General features: G+C 64.7%; 20 protein-coding genes, 1 tRNA gene and 1 other RNA gene. 14 read left to right on the top strand and 8 right to left on the bottom strand.

All coding sequences use genetic code 11. The features are described from left to right. Positions 1-203 precede the first annotated feature (203 nt). The 7 genes from ACYVGS_RS05135 (at position 204) to ACYVGS_RS05105 (ending at position 5,105) form a co-directional block, all read left to right on the top strand. Positions 204-1,040, top strand: coding sequence for a hypothetical protein (locus ACYVGS_RS05135; protein ID WP_460587563.1), 837 nt, complete (start codon positions 204-206; stop codon positions 1,038-1,040). Positions 1,041-1,115: 75 nt separating this feature from the next. Further along, the gene (locus ACYVGS_RS05130) at positions 1,116-1,448 is read left to right on the top strand and encodes a hypothetical protein (protein ID WP_460587562.1); all 333 of its coding nucleotides are present in this window, start codon (positions 1,116-1,118) and stop codon (positions 1,446-1,448) included. Between the two features lie 97 nt (positions 1,449-1,545). Next, positions 1,546-1,842, top strand: a complete 297-nt coding sequence (locus tag ACYVGS_RS05125) for a hypothetical protein (RefSeq protein WP_460587561.1) — start codon at positions 1,546-1,548, stop codon at positions 1,840-1,842. 103 nt (positions 1,843-1,945) lie between these two features. Further along, positions 1,946-2,488: a C39 family peptidase gene (locus ACYVGS_RS05120; protein ID WP_460587560.1), complete on the top strand. Its 543-nt coding sequence runs from the start codon at positions 1,946-1,948 to the stop codon at positions 2,486-2,488. Between the two features lie 111 nt (positions 2,489-2,599). Next, the gene (locus ACYVGS_RS05115) at positions 2,600-4,045 is read left to right on the top strand and encodes a DNA recombination protein RmuC (RefSeq protein ID WP_460587559.1); all 1,446 of its coding nucleotides are present in this window, start codon (positions 2,600-2,602) and stop codon (positions 4,043-4,045) included. A gap of 156 nt (positions 4,046-4,201) precedes the next feature. Continuing rightward, positions 4,202-4,684 (top strand): YbhB/YbcL family Raf kinase inhibitor-like protein, encoded by a 483-nt coding sequence (locus tag ACYVGS_RS05110; protein ID WP_460587558.1) that lies wholly within the window; start codon positions 4,202-4,204, stop codon positions 4,682-4,684. A gap of 64 nt (positions 4,685-4,748) precedes the next feature. Then, entirely contained in the window at positions 4,749-5,105 is a 357-nt protein-coding gene (locus ACYVGS_RS05105; RefSeq protein ID WP_460587557.1) for a c-type cytochrome, read from the top strand. A gap of 87 nt (positions 5,106-5,192) precedes the next feature. Here ACYVGS_RS05105 and ACYVGS_RS05100 read toward each other — a convergent pair whose 3' ends face one another. The 3 genes from ACYVGS_RS05100 to ACYVGS_RS05090 form a co-directional block, all read right to left on the bottom strand. After that, on the bottom strand, positions 5,193-6,524 hold the full coding sequence (locus tag ACYVGS_RS05100; protein WP_460587556.1) for a KamA family radical SAM protein: 1,332 nt from the start codon (positions 6,522-6,524) through the stop codon (positions 5,193-5,195). Between the two features lie 251 nt (positions 6,525-6,775). Further along, a complete protein-coding gene (locus ACYVGS_RS05095) occupies positions 6,776-7,336 on the bottom strand; it encodes a cytochrome b/b6 domain-containing protein (protein WP_460587555.1) in 561 nt (186 codons plus the stop codon). A 4-nt stretch (positions 7,337-7,340) separates the two neighbouring features. Continuing rightward, a complete protein-coding gene (locus ACYVGS_RS05090) occupies positions 7,341-7,616 on the bottom strand; it encodes a PepSY domain-containing protein (RefSeq protein ID WP_460587554.1) in 276 nt (91 codons plus the stop codon). Between the two features lie 162 nt (positions 7,617-7,778). Here ACYVGS_RS05090 and ACYVGS_RS05085 point away from each other — a divergent pair. Both ACYVGS_RS05085 and ACYVGS_RS05080 read left to right on the top strand, forming a co-directional pair. After that, a tRNA-Ser gene (locus ACYVGS_RS05085) sits at positions 7,779-7,868 on the top strand. Between the two features lie 23 nt (positions 7,869-7,891). After that, complete coding sequence (locus ACYVGS_RS05080) at positions 7,892-8,041, top strand: DUF2256 domain-containing protein (RefSeq protein ID WP_460587553.1); 150 nt, start codon at positions 7,892-7,894, stop codon at positions 8,039-8,041. Between the two features lie 14 nt (positions 8,042-8,055). Here the strand turns inward: ACYVGS_RS05080 and ACYVGS_RS05075 are convergent, their stop codons facing one another. The 4 genes from ACYVGS_RS05075 to ssrA all read right to left on the bottom strand — a co-directional run bounded on the left by ACYVGS_RS05075 (position 8,056) and on the right by ssrA (position 10,465). Next, positions 8,056-8,382: a DUF6482 family protein gene (locus tag ACYVGS_RS05075; protein WP_460587552.1), complete on the bottom strand. Its 327-nt coding sequence runs from the start codon at positions 8,380-8,382 to the stop codon at positions 8,056-8,058. Positions 8,383-8,537: 155 nt separating this feature from the next. Then, positions 8,538-9,095, bottom strand: a complete 558-nt coding sequence (locus ACYVGS_RS05070; protein ID WP_460587551.1) for a gamma-glutamylcyclotransferase — start codon at positions 9,093-9,095, stop codon at positions 8,538-8,540. Positions 9,096-9,103: 8 nt separating this feature from the next. Continuing rightward, the gene (locus ACYVGS_RS05065) at positions 9,104-9,886 is read right to left on the bottom strand and encodes a hypothetical protein (RefSeq protein ID WP_460587550.1); all 783 of its coding nucleotides are present in this window, start codon (positions 9,884-9,886) and stop codon (positions 9,104-9,106) included. 222 nt (positions 9,887-10,108) lie between these two features. Then, positions 10,109-10,465: a transfer-messenger RNA gene (gene ssrA / locus ACYVGS_RS05060) on the bottom strand. 161 nt (positions 10,466-10,626) lie between these two features. Between ssrA and ACYVGS_RS05055 the strand changes: the two genes are divergently transcribed. Together ACYVGS_RS05055 and ACYVGS_RS05050 are read left to right on the top strand one after the other, a co-directional pair. Next, positions 10,627-11,697, top strand: coding sequence for an Ldh family oxidoreductase (locus tag ACYVGS_RS05055; RefSeq protein ID WP_460587549.1), 1,071 nt, complete (start codon positions 10,627-10,629; stop codon positions 11,695-11,697). Between the two features lie 37 nt (positions 11,698-11,734). Continuing rightward, positions 11,735-12,490, top strand: a complete 756-nt coding sequence (locus ACYVGS_RS05050) for a sulfite exporter TauE/SafE family protein (protein ID WP_460587548.1) — start codon at positions 11,735-11,737, stop codon at positions 12,488-12,490. Between the two features lie 32 nt (positions 12,491-12,522). On the opposite strand, the gene smpB is transcribed toward ACYVGS_RS05050, so the two are convergent. Beyond that, positions 12,523-12,990 (bottom strand): SsrA-binding protein, encoded by a 468-nt coding sequence (gene smpB, locus ACYVGS_RS05045; RefSeq protein WP_460587547.1) that lies wholly within the window; start codon positions 12,988-12,990, stop codon positions 12,523-12,525. A gap of 95 nt (positions 12,991-13,085) precedes the next feature. Here smpB and ACYVGS_RS05040 point away from each other — a divergent pair, with 95 nt between their 5' ends. Genes ACYVGS_RS05040 through ACYVGS_RS05030 form a run of 3 tightly spaced genes read left to right on the top strand, consistent with a single transcriptional unit; the run spans position 13,086 to position 15,269 of the window. Beyond that, positions 13,086-14,447: an SLC5/6 family protein gene (locus ACYVGS_RS05040; RefSeq protein WP_460587546.1), complete on the top strand. Its 1,362-nt coding sequence runs from the start codon at positions 13,086-13,088 to the stop codon at positions 14,445-14,447. 13 nt (positions 14,448-14,460) lie between these two features. After that, on the top strand, positions 14,461-14,892 hold the full coding sequence (locus tag ACYVGS_RS05035; RefSeq protein WP_460587544.1) for a type II toxin-antitoxin system RatA family toxin: 432 nt from the start codon (positions 14,461-14,463) through the stop codon (positions 14,890-14,892). Positions 14,893-14,933: 41 nt separating this feature from the next. Continuing rightward, on the top strand, positions 14,934-15,269 hold the full coding sequence (locus ACYVGS_RS05030; RefSeq protein ID WP_460587595.1) for an RnfH family protein: 336 nt from the start codon (positions 14,934-14,936) through the stop codon (positions 15,267-15,269). The last annotated feature ends 27 nt before the right edge of the window (positions 15,270-15,296 follow it).

The following is a 15,296-nucleotide window of genomic DNA, read 5'->3' as shown; positions in this document are numbered from 1 at the left end:
AGCGGCGGGGCGTGGGCGAGATGCCGTCAGGCCGGCTAACCAATGTGGTGCATTCAGGAAAAAAGTGGCTATTGGCCGTTCCTGCACGGATTTCGGAGTGTGGGGATGGTTCCTGCCTGCATGCGACGTTTGGATCCTCGAGCCTTTGACGCATGCTGTTTACACAGCGATGAGCGACTCCGGTAGCGCAGGGAGGGACAGCAATGACAGGAAGACTGAGGTGGGCCATCTGCACAGGCTGTCTCGTCGTCAGCGGTGTGACGCACGCGCAGTTACCCCTGTCGATTGATGAGCTGCTGGTGGAGGAGCGAGTGACCAAGCTGCAGGGCAGCGTCAGTTTCAGTAACCAGGACCGGGTGGTGCTGACCGTCCCCCCGGGCCCCGGTCAGCGCGCTGTCCTCGCCCCGTCCAATACACAGCAACAGGGCACTGTGAGTACCGTTAGATTGCGCCACGGTCTGGCCCGGCAGCTGGAGGTCCATCTTGGCGCCAATGCCTCGCGTCTCTCTGGTGACCGGCAGCCGGACCGCGATACCTGGGACCTGTCCCTGGGGGCCAACTGGCTGGTTTCCCCGGACACGCGTACCCCGGCGTTGCTGCTCCAGGGTTCGGTGGACTTGCTTGGGCGGGGGGCACTGCCCGGGGCGACGCGGGAGTGGGGGCGCAGCTTGCGCCTGGGCGCGACCCTGTACCGGGCCATTGATCCGCTGGTGCTGTCGGTTGCCGCGCAATACCAGCACCAGCTGGCGCAGCGGACGGCGCTCGGTGACTACCGCCCCGGTTCCCAGTGGGTACTCAGGCCGCAGGTGAACTTCGCGGTGAACTATCGCGTCACCTTGGTCGGCGGGGTCACCTTGCAGCACCGGGGGCGGGATCGCCTGGCGGAGCAAACGCTGGCTGGTGCCAGCTACCTGTCGGCGTTGAACCTGGGTCTGGGCCTGCTGGTCGGTGAGCGCAGCACCTTGTTTGCCGACACCCAGATTACTACCAGCGGTGGAGATGGCGCGTCGCTTAGCTTCGAATGGCTGTACCGGTTTTGACCTGGGAGTGGTCAAACCGCCCGCCCTGGGAAGCGGGCAACTTCATACCATTTGTGACGTACAAGGAGTCGTACGATGAAAACACTGCAAACGCTTACTGCAAGTCTGGTCTTCACGGTTGCCATGGGGCAGCCTGCCCTGGCGTCGGCCGCCTCGGAGTCGGCGGCGGAGCCATGGCTGGCTAGTGCCTTCGCTGGCGATGTCTCCCTGGAGCAGGCTCGGCCCCTGGGTGACCAGGCAATGGTCGAAAACCGGGGGGAAATGGCCCCCCTGATTGGTGTGGTCGCCGGTATCGCGGGGCTGGACCTGGCGCTGATGGGCTTCTATTGGGGCTACTACATCCCCACCGTCAGCAGTGGCGGTGGCAGCTGCTCGGGGTGCAATAGTGCCCTGATCAGTCAGCACTGACGCCATCCCTTGCTCCGGCCGCGTGCTGGCCGGAGCAGCTTTCTGGATCTGGTCTACACTGCAAGGGAGGTGCCAACCATGGAGGGGGGGACAGTACATGAAGTATCCACCGCTGGAGCAAAAACTGCGGGACATGCGTTTCGAGCAACTCTGGTCACGTTACTGGCGCCGGAGTTTTCTGCAGGGGCTGATTGCCCTCACGAGTGTCATGGCATTGCTGGTGGCCTTGTTTCGCGGGCGCTGGGAGGCACCGCTGTTTGTGGTCTTTGCCTGCGCGGGTCTCGCGGTAGTCTCCGGGGTTGCTACCTGGATGAGCCGCTCCCGGGCGCTCTCGGCGCTGCGCGAGGAGCTGCCACCGGGCAGCGACTATGAGCCGCGCGGTCGCGTGGGCTAGCGAACTACCAGCACTGCCGCATAAGGGACGGTATCTGCTGGCGGTCGGGCTGGCTGCGCTAGTGGCGCTTTCCCCGCAACCGGCACGAGCCTTTTCCGATTGGGTGGCGCGCCGCGACGAGGGGGTGGTGCGTCAGGGGCTCGATTATTCCTGCGGCGTCGCGGCGCTGGCCACCTATATCAGCCACTATTGGCAGCGCCCGGTTTCCGAAGAGGCTCTGCTGGAGCGCCTGGTGGAGGAGGGCGACAGCTGGCAGTTACCCGCCGACTGGCAGTCGCGCGGGGTGTCCTGGCGCGTATTGGAGCAGCTTGCCGCCGACCGAGGCCTGCAGGCGGCGGCGCTGTCCTTGCCGGTGGATCTGTTGATGTCCCTGCGGGTTCCCGTTCTGGTGCGCCTGGTGGTGCGCGGCCAGGCTCATTTCAGCGTACTGCGCGGCGTGGACTCCCACGGGCGGGTGCAGCTCGCTGATCCGTCATGGGGAAACCAGGTGCTCAGTCGCGATGCCTTCGTGTCGCTCTGGGCACTGGAGGGGCAGCGGGGCACGATCATGTTGTTTCGAGCGGCGAACGATGAAACCTTCAGGGCCGACCCGGGCTACTTCGGAGTGCGCCCGCTGCCCGTCAGGCTGCCGCCGCCGGCTTTGTGAGCAGTGCGGACCCGTGCTGCCTGGCGGGATGGTCGGCAATGCGCAGCCGTGCGTTGACATTCTCGTCCCGCCGGTTCATGTTCCGCGTACTCTTCCGGCAGATGAGATTCGATGCCTCAATACTCGCCCGCACTGGCTGACCTGCCATTGCTGTTGCTCGCCCTGTTTCTCGGCGCGGCCCTGGTGGCCGTGCCGGCACTCCTGATCGCCAGCCGAAAACTGTCTGCGTTGCGGCGCATCAGCCACCAGCAGGCGCTCAATGAACAGAAGCTGGTCGGACATGTGAAGGGCCAGCAACAGCGCATGCGAGACCTGGAGCAACGCATTGTCGAGCTACAGCAATCGGAGCTGGAGGCGCGCCGGCGATTCGATGCCCTGCAGCAACGTTACCAGACCCTCGGCAGCGACTATGCCGCCCTGGAAACCCGGGCGGGGGAGCGCGAGACTCACCTGCGCGAGCAGCTCGACCTGCTGGCGGATACCCGCAAGGCACTGAGTCGGGAGTTCGAGCACCTGGCAAGCAGAATCTTCGAGGAAAAAGGCAAGAGTTTCACGGCCAGCAGCCAGTCCTCCCTCGAGGTGCTGCTGAAGCCCTTCCGGGAGCAGGTGGAAGGCTTTCAGCGGCGAATCAATGAGGTTCACGACGCCTCCCTGCGGGGCAATGCGGAGCTGGCGGCGGAAATCCGCAAGGTGATGGATGTCGGCGTCCGGATGAGCGAGGAAGCCGGTAACCTCAGTGCTGCGCTCAAGGGGGACACGCAGCAGCTGGGTGCCTGGGGCGAGGCGCAGTTACAGCGTACCCTGGAATTGAGCGGGCTGATCGAGGGGGACCATTTCGACACCCAGAGCAGCTTCCGCGACCCCGAGGGGCGCCAGCGGCTGACCGACTACCTGGTGCGCCTACCGGGCGACAAGCACATCATTATCGACAGCAAGGTGTCCCTGGCCGATTGGGAGCGCGCGGTGGCGGCGGATTCTCCCGAAAGCGCTCGCCTGGCCCTGGACGCCCACGTGCGCGCCGTCAAGCGCCATATCGACGATCTCGCCGGCAAGGACTACACGCGCCTGGTCGGGGTTCGCAGCCCCAGCTTCGTGCTGATGTTCATGCCGATCGAGCCGGCCTATATCGAGGCGCTCAAGCACCAGCGCGAGCTGTTCAGTTACGGCTACGACCGGGGTGTAGTGTTGGTCTCGCACACCACCCTGATCCCCATTCTGCGCACCGTGGCCAACCTCTGGGTCATGGAGCGCAGCAATGCCGAGGCCCGGGAAATCAGCGATCGGGCCGGCGAGATCTACAACCAGGTCTGCCTGGTGGCGGAGCGTCTGCAGCGTCTGGGCAATACGCTCAACACCGTCAGTAACCACTACAACAGCGCTGTAACCGCGGTGGCCGGTCAACAGGGCCTCTATGGCAAGGTGGAACGCTTCGGTCAGCTCTCTGCCCGGGTCAACCGGAGTCTGCCCACACTGGAAACCACGCATCCCGAGCACGAGAGCGAGCGTCTGTCCATGATTGTGGAGCCCCTGCCCGAGGAGCGGGAGCCGCCCGCATAGCACTCTGGTCCGCCTGCGCGCATGCGAGGTCCGCTGGCGTGTCAGGTTTCCCGCACCGCTCCAACGGAGCGTACCCAAGGTGTTACCATGGCGCTCAATCGTTGTGACGCCCTCGCGTCTCCATGACACCCATTGTTCCAGTGTAGGAGGAAAGCCATGGGATTTGCCCTGTCAGACCTGACCGTAAGCAGCACGGCCTTCGGGCCGCGGGAAAGCATACCCGCACGTCATACTGGTGAGGGGGAAGATGTATCGCCGGCCCTGTCCTGGAGCCAGCCGCCGGAAGGTGCAAAGGCCTGGGCGGTTATCTGCCACGACCCCGACGCGCCGCTGGTCAGCGCCAATGGCAGCTACGGTTTCGTGCATTGGGTGCTCTATAACCTGCCTGCCGCGACGACCTCGTTGGCGGAGGGCGACAAGCAGGGCACGGCCGGTGTCAATGACTTTGGCAATACCGGCTACGGCGGCCCGATGCCGCCCCCCGGCCACGGTCCGCACCAGTACTATTTCTGGGTGCTGGCCCTGGATCAGGCACTCGACTTGCCGGCCGGTCTGTCTTTGCAGGAATTGCTGCAGCGGATTGAACCCAACGTGATTGGCATGAACCGCCTGGTGGGCACCTACCAGCGTGACGCCTAGGTTTCCGGTCTGCGACGGCGTGCCCGCTTGTGGGCTGGCGCGCGGTCCGCTTTGGGCCGCCGCGGTGCTTTTGGCGGTTCTGGCGCAGTCGTTATCGGCGGAAACGCGATCCGATGGCGAGAAGGGCAAGAAGCAGTTCCTCTACTGCGTCGCCTGCCACACCGTGGATGCCACGGGCCGACAGCGGCGGGGCCCCCATCTCGAGGGGCTGGTCGGCAGGCCCTCGGGTGCCGTCGAGGGCTTCGCCTACTCCGGTAACATGCCGGACCCGCAGGTGACCTGGACCGAGGAGCAGCTCGATGCCTGGCTGGCTGCACCCCATGAGCTGGCGCCGCGCATGTGCCCGGGCTACACGGGTATTCGCGACCCAGAGCGGCGTCGAGCCCTGATCATCTACCTCAAGGACCCGACGGCCTACTGACTGACAGAAGGTCGCCCGACCGGGAAACGCCAGCGCGTTCCCGGTCGGTGGGCGGTATTGCCCCTGGGTCGTGGGTACAGCTCGGCGTTACTCGAAGAAAAAAGCTTGCTCGCCGAAGGCGGGCTCGAGGTGGTTGAGCCAGGTTGCCTCGGGGTTATAGCGGGCAAAGAAAGGGCGTTGTACCCAGTCCGGGTCCCGGCCCTGAATCATGCGCAGAGCCAGTACCTTTTCACCGTGGACTTCGGTGACACCCTGGATCTCCACCTTGCCCGGGTGGGCGCTCATGCTGGGGCCGCGGGCGGTGCGCGCGATGCCGGAAACCCGCTGCATGGCGTCGCGGTAGATTTCCCAGGCTTTTACCAAGGGCACTTCAAAATAGCGGCGCGCCCCGGTGTCGCGTTCCACGAACATGTAGTAGGGAATGATGCCGAGTTCCACCTGGGTTTGCCAGAGTCGTGCCCAGACATTGGCATCGTCGTTGATGTTGGCCAGCAGGGGGCCCTGGGCCCGGATCTGCGCGCCGGTTTCGCGGACGCGCCGGATGGCTTCCCGGGCAATGGCCGGTTCCAGCTCCCGCCAGTGATTGTAGTGCGCCATCAGCGCCAGATGTTTGCCGGCTGCCTGGATTTCACGGAACAGTGACAGCAGATCGTCGGCATCCTCATCGGTGACAAAGCGCTGGGGCCAGAAGGTCAGCGACTTGGTGCCGATCCGCAGGGTGCGGATGTGGGCGAACTCCTCCTCCAGCAGCGGCTCGATCAGCGCCCGCAGATTGCGGGTCTTCATCACCATGGGGTCGCCGCCGGTGACCAGTACATCGGTGACCTCCCGATGTTCCCGCAAGTAGGCCTGGAGTTCGCCGGACTCTTTGGTGGCAATCTGCAGGTCCTTGTCGCCCACGAACTGGGCCCAGCGGAAACAGAAGGTGCAATAGCTGTGGCAGACCTGCCCGGACGAGGGGAAGAACAGCACGGTTTCGCGATATTTGTGCTGGAGACCGTTGATGCGCTCCCCGTTGACGGTCGGAATGTTGTCTTCCAGCTGGCCTGCCGGGTGTGGATTCAGGCTGGCCCGGATATCTGCGATGATGGCATCCCGCTCGTCCCGGGGCAGGTTCTCCCGCAGGGCGTGGGCGACCCGCTCAAAAGCCTCGGGTTCGAGCATCTCCCGTTGCGGGAACAGCAGCTGAAAGATCGGGTCCTCCGGTACCCGGTCCCAGTCGATCAACTCGTTGATTACATAGTCGTTGACCCGGAAGGGCAGCACGCTGGCCACCACCTGCATCTCAAAGCGAAGCGCCTCGGGGAGCCCCGCCAACTGGGGAATGCGATCCATTTGCCGGGCGGTATAGACCTTGAATCGTTGTGGCGGAAACTGCTCGGTTTCCGTGGGCAGGGGCTGTTCTTGGGCAATAGACACTATTCGCTGCGTCGTCGGCATCGTGCTCCGTCCAGTCAGATTGTCGATTGTCGGTTCACGCCCTGGGCGCGAGTGATGGGCAGCCGGCGGCTGCGCGCAACCGGCTTGCATTGCTGCTGACAAGCCGAAGGGTGCCGGCCCCGTCGGGGCGCGGAAGTGCCCACAGAAGGGTGGTGGGCGCACAAAGGCCGGCAATGGTACAGAAAAAAGCGGGGTGCGTCTAAGGCGCGCTGGCCGCGGCGCCTGGCGCTTTATTGCCTGTCCTCGGGGCGCTCGGGCGTGTTCCGAAGTTGTCGATAACCCGTGATCATGGGGCGGACCAGTTGTATGCGCCCAAGCGCCTGAACCAGGAACACCGCGGCGACGTGGGTCATCGCGCAGACCCAAAGCACCTGTGCGGCAAAGGCGTGGATGCCCTGCAGCAGTGGGTCCCCGTAGAGTGCGTCAATCTGTTCATGCAGCGTGCCGCTGATGGCCAGGATGGCGATCAAGAGGAACATCAGATAGATCATCAGGGCGCCCAGCGGATTGTGGCCCGAGTCTGGGGGTAGATTGCGTTGGCGCAATGCCAGCACATGCTCGCGGATCGTCTCGCGATTCACCGGGCAGCTGTCGAAGCGGGCATGGCCCCGGCCAGCCAGGCCCCCTGCGATGCGAGCCAGAACCGCCAGGGAAGCGGCATAGCCGATCCAGACATGCAGGTCGCTGCCGCCCTCGGTAAACCAGTAGTTGGTCACCACGGCAACCGCCAGGCTCCAGTGAAAGATGCGAATGAAGGGGCCCCAGACCGGGAGGGACGCCGGCCCGCTCACCGCGTCAGCCTTCTTCGCGTTTGACGATACTCCCGTTGACCGGGTTGAAGTAAATCTCGACCTTGGTCTGATCGGGGTCGAAGCCGTAGATCTCGTAGCAGTTGCCCTCGGTCACCTTGAACTGGTTGATCTGGTAACCCTGATCGACAAGTGTTTGTCGAAAGCGCGCTTCGTCATGCCAGGCCGACTGCGGTGCGGCTGTGCACTGTGTGGTCTCGCCGCCACTGCACGCAGACAGCAAGATCACGGCGGGCAATGCGAAGAAGGCAGATTGGCGCATGACGGTTCTCCTCAGGGGTACGTGGCACTCATGCTAGGCACGCAACCCCTGGCTGTAAAGCATGCCGGTGGAACGGGATTCAAGCTGTCCAGTTGCGCACACTGTTGGGAGCAGCGCGCTCGACCGGAAACTGGTATCATGGCGTTCCCCGTTCGGGGGCGTGGAGGGGTGCCGGAGTGGTCGAACGGGCCTGACTCGAAATCAGGTGTACGCGCGAGCGTACCGTGGGTTCAAATCCCACCCCCTCCGCCATCATTGCCGCGTCGGACGTTCTGATGAAACGAACCGCCAAAGCCGAGTTGCCCGAAAAAACCTGCCCGGTGTGTCAGCGTCCTTTCAGCTGGCGCCGCAAGTGGCGTGCATGCTGGGACCAGGTGCGTTATTGCAGTGAGCGATGTCGTCGCCAACGTCGCGGCGGTGGGTGATTCGCCTCGGTCAGTCAGTCCCGCTTATCCCAGGTTGGATCGCCCCATTCCCTGGCCAGTGGAACCTCCAGGCTATTGTCACCCTCGCGCGTCGGCTGCCCCACCATTTCATCGTAGGCGCTCTGCTGACGCAGGAACAGCGCCGCTACCGGAACTTCCGCCAGCCGCTGCTTCATGGCCGTGACATTGCGGGTTCGCAGGGCCTTGCCGTCGGGCTCGGTTACCAGCAGGGCGTCACCGCCGAAGTCGGCGTAGGCGAGATACATACTGCAGTCCAGGGAATGGATCACGATGCGCTTGAGGCCCGTGCTTCGCTGCAGCTGTTGGAGCGTGATTTTCATGGCCGGGCCTCCCTCGTTTGCCAGCTGTCCGTGCCGTGGATTATGCCGGAACCCGAGGCAGCTCCCCTTGGCGGGAGCAGGGATAAAGCTGGGCGGAGCTTAAACAGGCTGTCGTGAGTTGCGTTCCGGGTGGCAGCGCCTCTGATGGCGCCAGTTCAGGAGCTGGCGCCATCCGCCGTTAGCTCGTGAACCAGCTTTGCCAGGCCGTGCACGTGCGGATCGGACGCATCGAGTTCGTGCAGGGCGTCGGCCAATTGCAGCAGGTAGTCGCGGTTACTGCCGCTGGGCCCGGAGGCGCGCGCGATATGGGCCGCAATCTCGGCATCGGAGGCCGGACCCAGGAAGGCGTGATTGCCTTCGTCGGCCACATACAAAACCCCTGTCACCGCGGTGTCGGTAGCGGCAAGGGAAATGTCCACTTCGTGGCGTCGATAGCCATTCTTTTCCCGGTGGTCGAGGTGCTCGAAGACCGATTCATCGATCAGGTAGGCCATGCCTCTGCACACTGCGCCGGGAGAGGGCACCAGGGTCACCACGCGCCCTGGGGCGTCAACGGTACCCCGGTGGTCGTGAGAGCCCTGCCAGAACCGGCGTTCCCAACCGGATACCGCAGCCGACTCGCGTCGCAAGAATGGAAAATCCACTTTGTAGATCAATGAGCCGTAGCCAAAAACCCAGTGCCTGCCGGCCCGGGCAGTGTGTCGGTTACCCATGGAGGCGCTTATTCAACCCGGAGCGCGCGCTCGTAGACGCCCGCGTTGCCGGTGCTGACCTGGTAGGCGTGAATGACCATCTCGAAATCGCCCGTGCCGGGGAGATCCAGCGTGCCGGCGAACTCATTGTCCGTCCCGGTAAACGCCAGGGGGCCTTCGGCAAGTAGCTCATCCTCCCGGTAAAGCTGTACTGTCGCCCGAAAATCCGATGCCGGCCACAGACCCCCTTCGGTTATCGGGCAACCACAGATCATGGTCACGCTGGCGCGCAGGTCCAGTCGACCTGCATCCAGGGTGTAATCCAGCAGCTGGGTGATCAGCCCCGGTAGGTGCAGGATGAGCGGTTGTTCTACCCGGTCCTGGCCAGGGATCATCCACAGGGTAACGGCTGTGGCCTGGATGCTCTGGGCCACCGCCAGGGGGCCGGTGACGCTGACTTCGACCCGGGTGGGGCGCGCCAGCGCCAGCTCTGCCTGAAAACTGGCGGGAGCGCCCTCTACGGCGGTGTGGCCGCGGGTCTGGGGTTCCTGCATCAGAGCCCGGGTGTCGCCGGTAGGCCCGGTAATCGCACCACCCGCGAGCAATTCTCCGGTGGCCGCATTGCGTACCACGACATTCAGGTTGCCCACCCCGCTGCCGATGAACTTGGCATCGTTCGCCCGCACCAGCACCTTCAGCCCCGTGGGCGCGAGGGTGGTTTCTGCCGCGGCCACGGGCGCGAGCACGGTTGTGGCCAGCGTGATCATGCCGACCAGTAGCGCGCGAAAGTATCGTTCTGTTCGATGTGGCATTCTCGACTTCCTCTTGCTTAAGTGGTCGCGCGGCTGTGGAAGCCGCTCACGCTGATTGAGGCAACCATAGCATATCGCCGTTTGCGACGGCCCTGTAGCGACGCCGACCCTGAACGGGCCCGGACTGGGGCTGCCTGCGTGCCCGAGGTAGGTAGCAAGTAGGTAAAGTGCAGTGGAGGGGGCATAAAAAACCCCAACCGGGGAGGGTCGGGGTTTGGGTTTTGGTGGAGGCGGCGGGAGTTGAACCCGCGTCCGTCAGTACTCTGCCTTTGGCTCTACATGCTTAGTTTCCGTTTATTGATTTAGCCGCACACAGCCCAACGGTCAGGACGTGATTGGCGAGCCCTGTAAGGTTTTAACAGCGCGGCCCAGGGCGAGCTTTGCTGCGATCCAGTTCTGTATGACGGTCTTCAACGCGGTACTGGCACCTTGCTAAAGACCGCTAGCGGGGTTTATGCCGCCAGAGCGTAGTTGTCGTCGTTGGCAACTATTAAGGTACAGCTTTGGATTAACGTGATTGGCTGCCATCACGGCATGCACCGCAGGGTTCGCTACTGACGTCGAATCCGTATCGCCCCCGAGTGTTGAGCAGAGTGTACATCAATCCTGCTCGAGAAGTTAGACTGCTTTCTTTGTTAAAGTTCCCCGACAGTCATTGCCCGGGGCGCTGCTCCCGGGGTTCGCAGTGCGTGCCGCGGCGGTGTCGCGCGGTCACTGCGATCGATCAGCAAGGAGACAGCATGAGTCCTCGTTACGACCATCCCCGGCTCGCCGAGTTCGCTACCCGCCTGTTTGTGGCTGCGGGTCTGCAGGAACCGCGGGCGGCGGTACTGGCCCGGGTCTTTCTCGAGGCGGATCTGTTGGGGTTCACCACCCACGGCATGAACCGGGTGGCCAGCAACCTGCAGTGGTTGCTGGACGGCGACAGTCGGGTGGAGGGCGACCCGGAGGTGCTGGCGGACCGCGGATCGGTGTTTAACTGGGATGCGGGCTTCCTGCCGGGGCCCTGGGTGGTGGACCGAGCCCTCGAGCAAGCCCTGGATCGGGTGGCGGAGCACGGTGTGGTCACGGCGACCCTGCGGCGCAGCCAGCATATCGCCTGCCTGGCGGCCTACCTGCCGCGGGTGATCGAGGCTGGCAAGGTGGCGATAATGACGTGCTCGACCCCGGCGGAAAACACGGTGAGTACCTTCGGGGGTATCGATCCGCTGTTTTCTGCCAACCCCATTGCCCTGTGTGCGCCGGGCGAGGAGATGCCTCTGCTGTTCGATATCAGCATGTCGGTGACCGCGGGTGGCTACGTGGCCCGCGCCCGCCGGGAGGGCAAGCGCCTGCCGGAACCCTGCCTGAAGGACGCCCAGGGTCGCGTCACCGACGACCCCGCGGCACTGGAGGGCCCGCCTCCGGGAAGCATCATGCCCATCGGTGGAGCAACACACGGCTACAAGGGCGCGGCCCTGTCCATCGCCACCGAGGTGCTGAGCATGGCCCTGGGGGGCTATGGTCGCGCCGACGCCTCCGCCCGGGAGGACGGCGAGGCCAACTCGGTCTTCCTGCAGGTGATCGATCCGGGCGCCTTTGGCGACCCGGCGGCCTTCCGCCGCCAGCTTGCCGCCCTGCAGGAGCTGGTTGTTGCCAGCCGGGTTCCCGAGGGCGAATCCCCGGCACGTTTCCCCGGGCAGCGTGCCTGGGGTGAGCGGCAGCGCCAGCTGGCGGAGGGGGTGAGCCTCTACCCCAGCATCCTGGCTGACCTGACCCCGTGGGCCGAGCGTTTTGGCGTGCCGCTGCCCGAGCCGCTGGCACGTGCCTGAGCAGGGCGTTGGCAGCATCTGTCGCCGCGGGTGACCCGTGCGTGATTTGCTGGAGGCCCTGACCGCCGGCATCAGCCTGCCCGAGGTGCTGTTGCTCTGGTTGGTGGTGGTGCTGGCGGCGGTGTTGCGCGCGTTTACCGGCTTTGGCTTCGCCCTCGCGGCGATGCCGGTGTTCGCGTTGGTGATGCCGCCCACGGAGGCGGTGGTATTGAGTGCAAGCCTGACGCTGGCGGTCAACCTGCTGACGGTAAAAAGCTACTGGGGCGTGTTTCCTCTGCGCCCGTTGATGCCCATGCTGCTACTGGCGGGACTGGGTACCTGGGTGGGGGCGAACCTTCTTGAGCGTTTCTCGCCGGCACAGTTCCGCTTCTGGATCGGTGCGGCGGTGATCGCGGCCTGTGCGCTGTTGGCGTTCTACCGGCCCCGGCATCACCGGCACGGCCCCTGGCTGGGCGGGTTGACCGGCATGGCTTCGGGTTTGCTGAATGGGGCTTTCGCCATTCCCGGCCCGCCGGTGATCGTCTACGCCATGGCCACGGAGCCGCAGCCGGCGCGCAGTCGGGCCCTGTTGATGACCTTCTTCCTGGGTGCGGCGCTGATGGCGCTGGCAGCCTATGCCAGCGCCGGCTTTGTCACGACGCGGGCACCCTGGCTGTTCCTGCTCGCTTTTCCGGCGATGTTTCTGGGTGACAAGCTGGGCTTCTGGCTTTTTGATCGCTACGGCGGACGGCTTTACCGTCGGGTGGCCCTGCTGGTGCTGTTCGCTATTGGCGCGAGTATCATGTTCGCCTGAATCTGCGTCGCGGGGCCTCTGGTGAGAGCACCTCAGCCGCGCAGGATACGCGCCTTCTCCCGGTTCCAGTCGCGCTCTTTCTCGGTTTCGCGCTTGTCGTGGGCCTTCTTGCCCTGCGCCAGCGCCAGGCGCGCCTTGACCAGGTGGCCCTTCCAGTACAGCTGGGTGCACAGGCAGGTCTGCCCCTTCTGGGAGGTGGCGGCGAGGATGCGCGCCAGCTCCTTGCGGTGCAGTAGCAATTTGCGGGTGCGGGTGGGGTCGCTGACGAAATGGGTAGAGACCGTGTCCAGGGGCGTGATCTGTGCGCCCAGCAGCCAGGCCTCGCCGTTCTTCATCAGCACGTAGGAGTCGGTGAGCTGGGCCTTGCCCGCCCGCAGGCTCTTTACCTCCCAGCCTTCCAGGGCGACGCCGGCCTCGAAGGTATCCAGCAGTTGATAGTCGAAACTCGCGCGCTTGTTGCGGGCGATTACGTTGTCGGGTGTCTTGGGTTTCTTGGCCATGGCCGGCATTATACGGGGGATTACAGGATTTTCCCTCTTTTCAGTGCAGTGAATCCGGGGCACTCTGCAGTCATGCAATCTGGACAAGCACAAGCGTGAGCCATTTTCCGGACAACCCCCTGGGTGAGTGGCGCTGGCGAACCACCTTCCTGCTGGCGCTGGCGTCTGCAGCGGTGGGCATGGGCAGTGTCTGGCGCTTTTCCTATCTGGCCGGGGTATACGGCGGTGCGCCCTTTGTCCTGACCTACCTGCTCTGCCTGTTTCTCCTCGCCATCCCGGTGCTGATTGCCGAACTGGTGATCGGGGGGCAGGGGCGCTCCGGGGTGGTGGAGTCCGTCGGGCGCGTGGTCGAGCGCTCGGCGCTGTCGCGTATCTGGCTGCTCTGGCCCTGGCTGGCCTGCCTGACCGGCCTGTTGCTGGTGGCCTGTTACACCGTGATTGCCGGCTGGTCGCTGGCCTATGCGGCGGACAGCGTGAACGGTGCCTTCACCGCCGCGAGTGCCAAGGATGTCGGCGATTACTTTGCCGCTCTGCTGGGGGATGGCGTGCAGCTGATGCCGCTGCAGACCGGCTTTCTGGTGGTGGTGGCCCTGTTCCTGCTCGGTGGCGTGCGCCTGGGGCTCGGGCTGCTGGTGTGGCTGCTGGTGCCAGCGCTTCTGGCGGCGCTGGTGCTGCTGCTCGAATTCAGTTTTGCCGAGGGGGAGCTGCGTCAGGCAGGGGATTTCCTGTTTGCCTTCCAGTTGCTGGATTTCAATCGCGAGGCCGGCCTGGTCGCCCTCAGCCAGGCCTTCTACACCCTGGGCATCGGGGTGGGCACCGGGGTCTGCTTCGGCGCCTATGCGCCCCGCCGGGTACCCCTGGGGCGTTCCGTGGTAGCCGTTGCCCTGTTCGACGTCGTGGTTGCCATGTCGGTGGGGCTGGTGGCCTTTCCGCTGATCTTTGCCAGTCATCAGCTGCCCAGCATGGGCCCCGAGCTGCTGTTCATCAGCCTGCCCTATGCCTACGGTAACCTGCCCGGGGGAGACATCTACAGCGGACTGTTCTTCGGCCTGGTGTCCCTGGTGGCGCTGGGGTCCTGCGTGGCCATCCTCGAGCCGCTGGTCGGGGCGCTGATGCAGCAGTTTCGGTTGCGCCGCTTCACCGCAGTGGTGATCGTGGGGGCGCTGGCCTGGTGGCTGGCCTGGCAGGGCATGCGCTCCCTGGATCCGGGTGAAGCCGGCGAATGGGGACGGGGGGTGCTGTTCCACGGCATGGACTGGCTCGCCGGTGCGGTGCTGCTGCCACTGTCAACCCTCTTGCTGGTGCTGCTGGTCGGCTGGGGCCTGCGCCTGCGGGTACTGCGGCGACAACTGTCGCGGGAGCCGCGCTGGATTTTCTCCCTCTGGTATGGCCTGGTGCGGTATATTGCGCCCCCGGCGGCCCTGCTGGTGCTGGTCGCCGCGCTGTTGCTGTACTGACCCCCGAGGATCCATGACCCGCATTTATCGCCACGCCTTGTTGCCTTATCCCGCCCGCCAGATGTTCGACCTGGTCAATGATATCCCCGCCTACCCGCAGTTCATGGAGGGGTGCGTGGGGGCCGAGGTGCTGCGGGCCGACGACCAGGTCGTGGAGGCGCGCCTGGATCTCGCGCGGGGCGGCATTCGCCAGAGTTTCAGTACCCGCAATACGCTGGAGGCCCCGCGGCGTATCACCCTGGAGCTCCTGGATGGTCCCTTCGAGCGCTTCGAGGGGCGCTGGGAGTTCCTGGCGCTTGGCGAGACGGCCTGCAAGGTTACCCTGGATCTCGAGTTTTCGGTCAACAGCGTGATTGCCGGTGCCGCGGCGACGCGCCTGTTTGACCGTGTGACCAACAGCCTGGTGGATGCCCTCGGCCGGCGCGCCAGGCAGCTTTACGGGTGAGTGCCGCAAGTCACCGGCAGACCGTGTAATGGATGAGTGAGATGAGCAACGACGACAGCATTGATGTGGAAGTGGCCTACGCGCTGCCGGACAAGCAGATGATCATTCCCCTGAAAGTGGCCCCGGGCACCACGGCCCTGGAGGCCGCGCGTCAATCCGGCATCGCCGAGCGTTTCGGGGGCCTGGACCTGGAAAACGCCCGGCTGGGAGTTTTCAGCAAGGTGGTTGCCCCGGAGCAGGTGCTGCAGCCGGGGGACCGGGTGGAAATCTACCGTCCGCTCAAGGTGGACCCGAAGGAAGTGCGCAAGGCGCGCGCCGCGCGGGTCAAGGAGCGCAAGGCCAAGGCCGGCGATGGGGCGGAGGGAGGCACAGACTAGGGGGTAGCCCCTCGCGGGTCCGGTGCC

Source organism: Haliea atlantica, from assembly GCF_054779855.1.
The sequence above is the reverse complement of the archived record's forward strand: the minus strand, read 5'-3'. Positions and strand labels throughout refer to the sequence as shown.